The organism is Clostridium cellulovorans 743B (assembly GCF_000145275.1).
Classification (GTDB): domain Bacteria; phylum Bacillota; class Clostridia; order Clostridiales; family Clostridiaceae; genus Clostridium_K; species Clostridium_K cellulovorans.
Genome location: NC_014393.1, coordinates 104403 through 116639, shown reverse-complemented (window position 1 = coordinate 116639; position 12237 = coordinate 104403). Strand labels below are relative to the sequence as shown.

Sequence of the window (12237 nt, the reverse complement as noted above, 5' to 3'; positions counted from 1 at the left end):
TTTTGGTGCCCCACCGGAGAATCGAACTCCGGACAACATGATTAAAAGTCATGTGCTCTACCGACTGAGCTAGTGGAGCAAAATAAAAAACCCAGCGACAACCTACTTTCCCACAAGACCTCTCCTGCAGTATCATTGGCCCTTAGCAGCTTAACCGTCGTGTTCGGAATGGGAACGGGTGTTACCTACCAGGCATAATCACTGGATACACTTTAAAATTTCTTTTAAAGCTCAGAGTGTTCTCTGAAAATTGCATAGATATTAAAAACTTTGTTTAGGTTAAGCCCTCGATCTATTAGTATGAGTCAGCTGAACATGTTACCATGCTTACACCCCTCACCTATCAACCTTGTGTTCTTCAAGGGATCTTACTAGCTTACGCTATGGGAAATCTAATCTTGAGGTGGGCTTCACGCTTAGATGCTTTCAGCGTTTATCCCTTCCCGACATAGCTACCCAGCCATGCTCCTGGCGGAACAACTGGTACACCAGAGGTCAGTCCATCCCGGTCCTCTCGTACTAAGGACAGCTCCTCTCAAATTTCCTACGCCCGCGACGGATAGGGACCGAACTGTCTCACGACGTTCTGAACCCAGCTCGCGTGCCGCTTTAATGGGCGAACAGCCCAACCCTTGGGACCTTCTCCAGCCCCAGGATGCGACGAGCCGACATCGAGGTGCCAAACCTCCCCGTCGATGTGGACTCTTGGGGGAGATCAGCCTGTTATCCCCGAGGTAGCTTTTATCCGTTGAGCGATGGCCCTCCCACGAGGAACCACCGGATCACTAAGCCCGACTTTCGTCCCTGCTCCACTTGTAGGTGTCGCAGTCAGGCTCCCTTCTGCCTTTGCACTCTTCGAACGATTTCCGACCGTTCTGAGGGAACCTTTGGGCGCCTCCGTTACTTTTTTGGAGGCGACCGCCCCAGTCAAACTGCCCATCTAACAATGTCCGGCACCCAGATTCATGGGTTTCCGTTAGAATCCCAATACTGTCAGGGTGGTATCCCAAGGTTGACTCCATAGAACCTGACGACCCTACTTCCCAGTCTCCCACCTATCCTGTACAGACAATATCGAAACTCAATGCTAAACTACAGTAAAGCTCTACGGGGTCTTTCCGTCCAATCGCGGGTAGCAAGCATCTTCACTTGCACTACAATTTCGCCGGATTTACAGTTGAGACAGTGCCCAAATCATTACGCCATTCGTGCGGGTCGGAACTTACCCGACAAGGAATTTCGCTACCTTAGGACCGTTATAGTTACGGCCGCCGTTTACTGGGGCTTAAGTTCATGCCTTCGCTTGCGCTAAGCAATCCCCTTAACCTTCCAGCACCGGGCAGGCGTCAGCCCCTATACATCAGCTTTCGCTTTAGCAGAGACCTGTGTTTTTGCTAAACAGTTGCTTGGGCCTATTCTCTGCGGCCTAGCTTCCGCTAGGCACCCCTTCTCCCGAAGTTACGGGGTCAATTTGCCGAGTTCCTTAACTGTAATTCTTCCGCTGGTCTTAGGATTCTCTCCTCACCTACCTGTGTCGGTTTGCGGTACGGGTACTATTTTGCTCTCTAGAGACTTTTCTTGGCAGCGTGGAATCAGGTACTTCGCTACTAAATTTCGCTCCCCATCACACCTCAGAGTATTAGCACGCGGATTTGCCTACGTACACCCCTAAATGCTTAGACCAACATCCAATAGTTGGCACACCCTATCCTCCTGCGTCATCCCATCGATAATAACGCTAATAGTAGTATCGGAATATCAACCGATTGTCCATCACCTACGCCTTTCGGCCTCAGCTTAGGTCCCGACTAACCCTGGGCGGACGAGCCTTCCCCAGGAAACCTTAGGTTTTCGACCATTAAGATTCTCACTTAATTCTCGCTACTTATGCCAACATTCTCACTTCTGTACAGTCCACAGCTCCTTCCGGTACTGCTTCTGCCCATACAGAAAGCTCCTCTACCACTCCTTACGGAGTCCATAGCTTCGGTGGTAAGTTTGAGCCCCGGACATCTTCGGCGCAGGATCTCTTGACTAGTGAGCTATTACGCACTCTTTAAATGAGTGGCTGCTTCTAAGCCAACATCCTAGTTGTCTTAGAAATCCCACATCCTTTTCCACTTAACTTACACTTGGGGACCTTAGCTGATGGTCTGGGCTTTTCCCTTTTGACTACGGACCTTATCATTCGCAGTCTGACTGCCGGGGTAAAAGTATATGGCATTCGGAGTTTGATAGAGTTCGGTAACTGTTGTCAGCCCCTAGCTCATTCAGTGCTCTACCTCCATTACTCATTTTACCCGACGCTAGCCCTAAAGCTATTTCGAGGAGAACCAGCTATCTCCGAGTTCGATTGGAATTTCTCCGCTATCCACAGCTCATCCCATGGTTTTTCAACACCAATGTGGTTCGGTCCTCCACGAGGTTTTACCCTCGCTTCAACCTGGCCATGGATAGGTCACCCGGTTTCGGGTCTACGGCATGCAACTAGTCGCGCTGTTCACACTTGGTTTCCCTTCGGCTACGTACCTTAAGTACTTAACCTTGCTGCATACCGTAACTCGTTGGCTCGTTCTACAAAAAGCACGTCGTCACACTCATATGGTGCTTCGACCGGTTGTAGGCATACGGTTTCAGGTTCTATTTCACTCCCCTTCCGGGGTTCTTTTCACCTTTCCCTCACGGTACTTCTTCACTATCGGTCACTAGGTAGTATTTAGCCTTGGGAGGTGGTCCTCCCTGCTTCCCACAAGGTTTCACGTGTCTCGTGGTACTCTGGATATACTCTCGCTATCATTCGCTTTCTCCTACGGGGCTATTACCCTCTATGGCTTAGCTTTCCAGCTATCTTCGAATAACAAACTCTAGCTTTTATGAGTATTCCACAACCCCAGAGATAAATCTCTGGTTTGGGCTCTTTCCCTTTCGCTCGCCGCTACTTAGGAAATCGAATTTCTTTCTCTTCCTCTGGGTACTTAGATGTTTCAGTTCCCCAGGTGTGGCTTCATGTAGCTATGTATTCACTACAGGATATACATCGTTTGATGCATAGGTTTCCCCATTCGGAAATCTCCGGATCACTGGCTATTTGCGCCTACCCGAAGCTTATCGCAGCTTATCGCGTCCTTCTTCGCCTCCTAGTGCCAAGGCATTCACCATACGCCCTTTGTAGCTTAACCTAAAAATTGCTATAACCTGCGCATTGCTTCGTCACTTTCGCCTCTGCGGTGCTCATTTACATAAGTAAACTCCGCTTCCTCGAGTTTTCAGTTCCTCGCACTGCTTGGTTCTATCAATTTTTTAATTTGGTCTAATTAACACGTTATCGGTTAATCTTATCAAATTAAATTAGTCTTAATTATACAAAGTTTATATAAATAACTTTACTTGGTTTTTAATATCTTATGCAATTTTCAAAGAACAACTTTTCCTTTTTATACAAGCTTTCGCTTTACATAAAAAAGACTTCCAAATCTCTTAGCCGTTAGGCTTTGATCTCTGGAAATTGAACAGAAGAAAGACCCAGTGGACACAGTGTCTTACAAGTAAAACTACTGTGTCATTTTCCTTAGAAAGGAGGTGATCCAGCCGCAGGTTCTCCTACGGCTACCTTGTTACGACTTCACCCCAATCATCGACCCCACCTTCGGCCGCTGGCTCCTTACGGTTACCTCACGGACTTCGGGTGTTGCCGACTCTCATGGTGTGACGGGCGGTGTGTACAAGGCCCGGGAACGTATTCACCGCGACATGCTGATTCGCGATTACTAGCAACTCCAACTTCATGTAGGCGAGTTTCAGCCTACAATCCGAACTGGGACGAGTTTTATAGATTTGCTCCACCTCACGGTCTTGCGTCTCGTTGTACTCGCCATTGTAGCACGTGTGTAGCCCTAGACATAAGGGGCATGATGATTTGACGTCATCCCCACCTTCCTCCTGGTTAACCCAGGCAGTCTTGCTAGAGTGCTCAACTAAATGGTAGCAACTAACAATAAGGGTTGCGCTCGTTGCGGGACTTAACCCAACATCTCACGACACGAGCTGACGACAACCATGCACCACCTGTCTTCCTGTCACCTCAAAGAGGTAACTTCCCCAGTTACGGGTAATTCAGGAGATGTCAAGTCTAGGTAAGGTTCTTCGCGTTGCTTCGAATTAAACCACATGCTCCGCTGCTTGTGCGGGCCCCCGTCAATTCCTTTGAGTTTTAATCTTGCGACCGTACTCCCCAGGCGGAATACTTAATGCGTTAGCGGCGGCACAGAGGTCATGACAACCCCTACACCTAGTATTCATCGTTTACGGCGTGGACTACCAGGGTATCTAATCCTGTTTGCTCCCCACGCTTTCATGCCTCAGCGTCAGTTACAGTCCAGAAAGTCGCCTTCGCCACTGATGTTCTTCCTAATCTCTACGCATTTCACCGCTACACTAGGAATTCCACTTTCCTCTCCTGCACTCTAGACTTCCAGTTTGAAATGCAGCACCCAAGTTGAGCTCGGGTATTTCACATCTCACTTAAAAATCCGCCTACACATCCTTTACGCCCAGTAAATCCGGACAACGCTTGCCACCTACGTATTACCGCGGCTGCTGGCACGTAGTTAGCCGTGGCTTGTTCTTTAGGTACCGTCATTATCGTCCCTAATCAAAGAGCTTTACAACCCGAAGGCCTTCATCACTCACGCGGCGTTGCTGCATCAGGGTTTCCCCCATTGTGCAATATTCCCCACTGCTGCCTCCCGTAGGAGTCTGGACCGTGTCTCAGTTCCAATGTGGCCGATCACCCTCTCAGGTCGGCTACGCATCGTCGCCTTGGTGAGCCGTTACCTCACCAACTAGCTAATGCGCCGCGGGCCCATCTTATAGCGGATTGCTCCTTTGATACATCTCTCATGCGAGAATTGCATTTTATGCGGTATTAATCTTCCTTTCGGAAGGCTATCCCCCTCTATAAGGCAGGTTGCCCACGTGTTACTCACCCGTCCGCCGCTAATCCACCCCGAAGGGCTTCATCGCTCGACTTGCATGTGTTAAGCACGCCGCCAGCGTTCGTCCTGAGCCAGGATCAAACTCTCAATTTAAATTGTTTGAGTTCTAATCTTGACTTTGGTTTTTATTTTAAAACCTCAGAATTTGTCTGGTCTTGTTCTTCTGTTCAATTTTCAAAGATCAATCATTTTTTCAACTTACTTACTGTCATCCGACAGCTTATTTAGTATATCAAACTTAAAACACCTTGTCAACAACTTTCTTTTATATCATTAATCATTATTGACCTTGCCTCAAGTTCGTAACTTATTGTAACACAATCCTACGACAATATTTCGCTAATTAGCGACAACTTCTGTAATTATTCGAAGATTTCTTTATAATTCTAACATATTCTCCAAATTGCTATTAGAGATACACTAGCTTCTGTTGTCATTAAATAATGCCATTATTCATAGTTATTATATCCGACCATAGAATATTTTATTTGTTCCCAATCTAAAATTACATTTATATCACTAGTTCTAGAAAATAAAAATAGGATTTATCTATAGATGTTTCGTAAAAACTGCATATAGTGCTTATTAATATTTGAATACGCACTATATGTTTTCGATATAAACTCAGTAATTAACCATGTATAGAATTATTTATATTAAAATAATTCTATTGGCTTTTGAAGCAACTTCAATAATGAAACATATGCATATTTTCAATTTTAAAGAGGATTGGTATCACTAAGGACTTACTATCACTCCTCTATCTATAACCATAGAACATAAATCTTCACTAGTCACAGTACCTATTTTCGGAACACCTCTATGCCAAGATACAACAGATGATGCAGCTGGATCCATATATTTGAAGTTTTTCCCATTGTCCTCATAATCACAAATAACTATCCAATGGTATATGTCCTGATCCCTTGGATGACCTTCTAGATGAGCTGTTAAGCTAGTCTCAACAATGTTAACTGCAACTAAATATCCTTTATCTAAAGTTTTAACAATACTATCAACTATTACATTAGAATCACATTTGCCACTAAGCTCTTGATACACATCTTCTTTCAAATACTTATTTAAAGTATCCTTCATTGGGTACGAGTCATCATACCATGGCGTTCCTTCATAATTTTCAGTTTCTAAATCAATGGCAACCTCCTCCTGTTCCATATCAATTCCTTCGTACCTTAATATCATTACTGCTGTAGCTGGCCCACAATAATAGTTTTTTTGTTGACTCTCATAAGAAAAACACTGTAATTCTTGATCTTGCATATATTTATCCTTTAGTTCAATATTCAAGTACAAAGAAACTAAAATTATTATCGTTGTTGTTATTAATACTACTATTCTCCTATTTTCACTTTTCATAATTCCACTCCAAATTTAAAGTCAGATTTGCAAATCGCCTAATTTTATATGTAGACTCAGTAATATTCATTTTATCTTTAATTAAGTAAATCATTGCATTATATTTACAATTCTATATATAGCTTTAATTCCCTCTTTAAGTTTGCATTTATAAAATTTAATTAACATCTTTATTACCTTCTCCTTATCTAACTTACCCAGATAAAGTTTTTCTGAATATCGACTTATTAAATTAACCTGTTGTGCTAGCAGATAAGTTTTCATTAAAAGGATATTTATACCATGATTTTAGGCATTCCTATCCTATTGCCTCATATACTGTTTTTGGAAATTATTATCCGAATACTAATTCTTTAATCTTTGATATTTCTATACCTATATTAAAAAATTTATTTATAAAATAGCAAAGATTATGAGCTAATATTTTATTTGATATTCTTGTGGCAAATCCCCAAGTTGATTTTGTAAGAACCCTCTGCATATTTAATTGCTCGGAGAGCTGAGAAAAAGTAGTTTCTACTCTACGACGAGCCTTGAATATCAACTGCCTAAAAGGTTTTAAAAGTTTAGTTTTACTATTGTTACGATTTATTGTTAAAAGACGAATGTACCTTGTTTCTTTTAATTGCGAAGCAACTTTTTGACCTATATATCCTTTATCACCTATTAGTATATCAATCTCTGAATTAGCTGTGAGTTCCCAGACGACATCTCTGTCATCAATATTTGCTGCTGTTACAGTAAAATCTGTGATATAGCCATCGAGGGCTACTAAAGCATGTAATTTGAATCCATAATATGTTTCTTTTTTCGAAGCGCATCGCCCGTAGGCAGCCTCCGGCTTAAAAGCTTTATGGAAATGAGCTCTCCCAAACTTACACACAGGAATTGGCATACTATCTGCAATTCTCATTCGGTCATATTGATAGTTAAGAAATTTCGTTAACTCTTTACGAATTTCATCAATGACTCGAAATAATGACTTTCTAACTCTATGAAACCTCGGCCTACTACAAAAGTTGGGAAATAAGTCTCGTAGGTTTTTAGAGCAAAATCCAAACCATGCTTTTTCAGAGTCAATGGTTAAGAGTTCACCTACTAAAGAAATCGTAATTATTTCGCTATCAGTCATTACTGATTTAGCGATGTTACGACGATTTTTAATAAATGTTGGAGTTACTTTTTGGTAAAAGTCATCAATTATAACATAAGTGACAACAATAAAATCTTTTAAGTCATCTATTGTTATGGTAGAATCTTTATTAAACTCTGGCATATAGGTTAGCCTCCTATCATTAGATTAGTGGTGTTTTTTAATGATAGGTTAGCAAATATGCTGGAGTTTTTCTATTTGTAAGTATTGCCAGCGTATTTAACTAGCACAACGGGTTAAATTAATAGGAATCTTTAATATTATTTGCAATTTACGTTTTTTAATAAATTGATTTTTTCAACTCATCAATGAATCAAATGAAAATTGAAGCTTTTAGTACTTTTGGTCAAAATAAAAAGGTTGTCAAAAGATAATTAATAATTCTCTCTTAACAACCACCAAAATCTATTATTCTCTTATTAAAGCAAATATCTTATGATCTCTCCACTTACCATTTATGAAGAGATACTTTTTACTGATTCCAACTTCTTCAAAACCACATGCCAATAATACTTTTTGAGATTTTATATTATCTATTAAAGTTGTTGCTTCAAGCCTATGGAGCTCAAGATCCGAAAACGCCAATTCTGAAAATAACTTCATCGCTTGCTTCATATATCCTCGACCTTGATATTCTACATCTATGGAATATCCAACTATTCCATTCTTAAAAACCCCTTGGACAATATTAGAACATTGAAGTCTTCCTATCAATTTATCATCTTTAAATATACCAAATCCTATTGCTGTACCATTCATGTATTGATTGTATCCATCTATTAAAAGTTTTCTTTGCGCTGCTAAAGTATAAAAATATTCATCTCTCATCGGTTCAAATGGTTTTAAGTGATTTTTATTTCTAACATAGTAATCAAGCATATTTTTAGAATACTCTGGAGTAAGTAATTTTAACACTATATCATCATTCTTCAATACTAAGTTGTTAGTAATTCCTCTTTTAAAATATTGATTTTTATCAATTCCAAACAAAAATAGACTTTTATACTCTTCTTCAACTAAGCTATTTGTTATTACGCCTTCTAAATCAAAGCTTAGATCTACAAACACCTGTATGTCTTGATCCTCTTCTATAAGAAATGTTACCTTAAGCATTTTATTCTTAATAAATAACCATTGTAGCATAAGTGTTATAGCTTCCTTGAAAGCAACAGGTATTTCATCCTTATATAAAGTAACTTTTAACATAGAAAACCTATTATCTTTATTGAATTCTAAGACAAAAAATCGTCCTAATGATATACCTAATTTATCTTTAATTAAATATTCTCTTTCTAAGCTTTTTACAACTTCAATTGTTACGTATTGTCCATTCATTCTTACACCTACTTTAAAAGTATACTGTCAATTAAACTATACTATAAATACAGTTAAATTAATAGCACTGTATAGCTTCTGGTATTTCTCAAATAATTATTCAGAAAAAAGAAAAACTACAACTCCCTAATGTTGTAGTTTTTCTTTTCCCTAAAAATTAAACCCAATAAATTAATAAAAAAATAAATTTGACCTAGACAACTGCAATATATTTATTAGTAGCATTTACTTATAAAATAAGTTTACCAGTATAAAATATCTTCTCCCAGCTTAAAATTAATTAGCCGCTTCTCTTTTAAAACTGAGATATAGTTATCTTCTTTATGTTAAATATTCCCCTCGTCTCGTGACGGTTTGTTAACCCAATCATCAATCGAATTCTACAATTTGTATTACCTGTTACTGGTAATATCTAAAGTGTTCGATCAATGACTACGTTTACATTGTATCATATCTTTTGTGCATGTACAATAGTTTTTGAGAAATTTAATGAAATGCAATTATCGACACAAACTATTTCCATGTTTTTCATATTAAAGTTCGTAAATTTCCTCGTATTTTTTTCTTAAATAGTCTAAAAAATACTTAGGTTTCAACCTTTCACCTGTGATTTTTTCTAATAAAATTCTTGGCTCGTAAATAGCGCCATACTTGTGAATATTCTCCTTAAGCCAAGATTTAATCTCTGATAATTCACCTTGCTCTATTTTTGCATACATATCATCAATCTCTTTTTCTATTTTTATTAAGAGTTGTGCACCATAAATATTCCCGAGAGCATAACTTGGGAAATATCCGAAGCTACCATCAGACCAATGAACATCCTGAAGAACTCCTACAGCATCATTATCTGGTCTTACTCCTAAGTATTCTTCGTATTTATCATTCCACACACTTGGCAGATCTTTGACTTCAATTTCTCCGTTTATAAGCATTTTCTCAATTTCATACCTTATAATAATATGAAGACTATATGTGAGTTCATCAGCCTCAATTCTAATTAAAGAACATTGTACTTTATTAATAGCTCTATAAAAATCGTCAAAAGATACATTTTTAAATTGAGGAAATCTTTTTTTAGCTTCTGGAAAAAAAAACTTCCAAAAACCTTTACTCCTACCTATTATATTCTCATAGAATCTGGATTGTGATTCATGTATTCCCATAGATACGCCCATAGCTAATCCCGTTCCAATTAGATCATCAGAAATGTTTTGCTCATAAATAGCATGCCCACCTTCATGTATTGCAGAAAACACCGCACTGACAAAATCATTTTCATGATAATGATTTGTAATTCTAACATCTTTATTTCCAAAATTTGTAGTAAAAGGATGGATAGATTCATCTATTCTTCCTGCACTAACATAATCATATCCCATTTTATCTAATATAAATTCTGTAAACTTTTTCTGATCTTCTTTTGCAAAAAATGTTTTTAGAAAATCATCATTTATATTAACTTTTGATTTTTCTACCCTTCTTAAAATATCTATAATTCCTTCTTTTAGTTCTGAAAAATACTTATCTATATCCTTAACAGTTGCATTAGGTTCATATTCATCCAAAAGTGCATCATAAATATTGTCTTTATAACCAAAATATTTTGAAAAATTTCTCTTATACTCTACCATCTTTACTAGATGAGGATAGAATATTGAAAAGTCATTTTTTTCTTTTGCCTCTTCCCAAGCATTAGTAGATTTTGATGCATCTATAGTATACGCCTTATACATATCTTCAGGAATTTTTCTCACTCTATCATAATTCTTTTTAGCAGTTCTTATCATCGCATTTATGATATCATCATTATCTTTACTTGTAGAAAAAACATCAAGAAATCCCTTCATAGCTTCACCAGTAGTGAGTTTATATTCTTCACTAGATAGATACCCCAACATATCACTTCTATAATCAACAGACTTTTCAGGTGCCTTAACTACTAAATCCCAATGAAGCAATGCAATTGTACTCTTTAAGTATTCAATTTTCTTTAAATGATCTTTAAAATCGTTCAAACTTTTATTCAACCAAATCACTCCTTATAAACTATGTTTCTATTTAACTCTTAAATTTACTTAATTCAATATTATATATTATTCTAAACAAAATACTTATTTACAATACTAATATTCATCTTCATAGAATATTATTGATTCAGTTTCTCTACAGTATCTTGTTGTTAAACACTGTCCAAGATTTCTTGGGCATTTTTTGCATATGCAATCATCTACTGATCCATCACATCTATTTTCTTCTTTTTCATAGCATCTATCGCAATTACTTATCTCAGATAACACTTCACTACACCACCTTTCAATATAAATCTAACTTCTGTGCTTGTAAAACTATGACTTCAAATGCTCTTCTAAAAATATAGGTACTCTTTTGTCTAAGGTTAACATCTTTTCACCTATACTACACTGATATGCATATATATCTACACCATTTTCAGCAGCATACCTCAATGCATCACCAAAATTCTTATCCATTTTGTCATAGGGTGAAAAAGAAGTTACTCCATCCATCTGTATCAAAAATAAAACTCCTGCACCCCAGCCTTGCTTTCTTGCCTCAACTAATTCTAATAGATGTCTTGCACCTCTTTCAGTTGGTGCATCTGGGAACTTTGTGTGACCATCTTCTTCTAAAGTAACACCTTTAACTTCTAAAAAATATATATCATTTTGGCTATTTGTAAGTCTAAAATCAAATCTACTTTTCCCAAAAAATTTTTCTCTTTCTACTAAAGTATATTTCTTAAGTATATCTATTTTGCCTAGCTTTAGCGCTTCCTCTACAACCTTATTTGGTGCCTGCGAATCTATATTAATTAATTTATCGCCTTTATATCCTGCAATCAAATCATATTTTGTTTTTCTTTTTGGATTTAAACCTTCTCTCAATAATACAGTACACCCTTCCGTTAATATCTCCTTACACCGACCAGTATTAGGTACTGCTACTAGAAGTTCTTCTCCATCTAATATTACATATGCTTGAAATCTATTTGGCCTTTTTATAAAAGTTCCTCTAACAACCTTTTGATGTATGTCCATATTCCCTCCTACTAATGAGCTGATATTATCCCTCTTATCTCTTCTTTATACTATGAGGATTTTTGGTTTAAGTATATATATTTATTTTTATTTATGTATCTATTTCACCAATTATATGTTCCATTAAAGCTACTTCATAACTTATACAACATTTTACTATTGAATAAATTCTTAGATATAACCTGGTTTTCAGAACTTATTTATATATATTATTATCATAAAAGCTTTTATAGATAATTAAAATTTCATTGTGTCTATATTATTCTAATCTTATTTTAACATAAAAAAATGTGCTAAAAGCTATACTTTTAGCACATTT

6 protein-coding genes, 1 tRNA gene and 3 rRNA genes are annotated in these 12237 nt (G+C 37.5%); all 10 read right to left on the bottom strand.

Annotation, left to right across the window (positions count from 1 at the left end):
* Positions 1-3: 3 nt before the first annotated feature.
* A tRNA-Lys gene (locus CLOCEL_RS00430) sits at positions 4-79 on the bottom strand.
* Positions 80-89: 10 nt separating this feature from the next.
* Positions 90-206: ribosomal RNA gene (gene rrf / locus CLOCEL_RS00425) — 5S ribosomal RNA — on the bottom strand.
* Between the two features lie 69 nt (positions 207-275).
* A 23S ribosomal RNA gene (locus CLOCEL_RS00420) occupies positions 276-3179 on the bottom strand.
* A 393-nt stretch (positions 3180-3572) separates the two neighbouring features.
* Positions 3573-5087: ribosomal RNA gene (locus CLOCEL_RS00415) — 16S ribosomal RNA — on the bottom strand.
* Together the 16S, 23S and 5S rRNA genes with 1 tRNA gene alongside form the textbook arrangement of a ribosomal RNA operon.
* Before the next feature lie 645 nt (positions 5088-5732).
* Positions 5733-6371, bottom strand: a complete 639-nt coding sequence (locus CLOCEL_RS00410; protein ID WP_010074447.1) for a C39 family peptidase — start codon at positions 6369-6371, stop codon at positions 5733-5735.
* Positions 6372-6705: 334 nt separating this feature from the next.
* Positions 6706-7647 (bottom strand): IS982 family transposase, encoded by a 942-nt coding sequence (locus CLOCEL_RS00405; protein WP_013291568.1) that lies wholly within the window; start codon positions 7645-7647, stop codon positions 6706-6708.
* Between the two features lie 285 nt (positions 7648-7932).
* On the bottom strand, positions 7933-8859 hold the full coding sequence (locus tag CLOCEL_RS00400; RefSeq protein WP_010074449.1) for a GNAT family N-acetyltransferase: 927 nt from the start codon (positions 8857-8859) through the stop codon (positions 7933-7935).
* A gap of 533 nt (positions 8860-9392) precedes the next feature.
* On the bottom strand, positions 9393-10889 hold the full coding sequence (locus CLOCEL_RS00395) for a carboxypeptidase M32 (protein ID WP_010074450.1): 1497 nt from the start codon (positions 10887-10889) through the stop codon (positions 9393-9395).
* 96 nt (positions 10890-10985) lie between these two features.
* On the bottom strand, positions 10986-11159 hold the full coding sequence (locus CLOCEL_RS22960) for a hypothetical protein (RefSeq protein ID WP_010074451.1): 174 nt from the start codon (positions 11157-11159) through the stop codon (positions 10986-10988).
* Between the two features lie 48 nt (positions 11160-11207).
* Complete coding sequence (sfsA, locus tag CLOCEL_RS00385; RefSeq protein WP_010074452.1) at positions 11208-11918, bottom strand: DNA/RNA nuclease SfsA; 711 nt, start codon at positions 11916-11918, stop codon at positions 11208-11210.
* Between the last annotated feature and the right edge of the window lie 319 nt (positions 11919-12237).

Bases quoted from the DNA above. Each gene is read 5' to 3' on its own strand.
- CLOCEL_RS00410 (WP_010074447.1), bottom strand. From the start codon at position 6,371: ATGAAAAGTGAAAATAGGAGAATAGTAGTATTAATAACAACAACGATA.
- CLOCEL_RS00405 (WP_013291568.1), bottom strand. From the start codon at position 7,647: ATGCCAGAGTTTAATAAAGATTCTACCATAACAATAGATGACTTAAAA.
- sfsA (WP_010074452.1), bottom strand. From the start codon at position 11,918: ATGGACATACATCAAAAGGTTGTTAGAGGAACTTTTATAAAAAGGCCA.
- CLOCEL_RS00400 (WP_010074449.1), bottom strand. From the start codon at position 8,859: ATGAATGGACAATACGTAACAATTGAAGTTGTAAAAAGCTTAGAAAGA.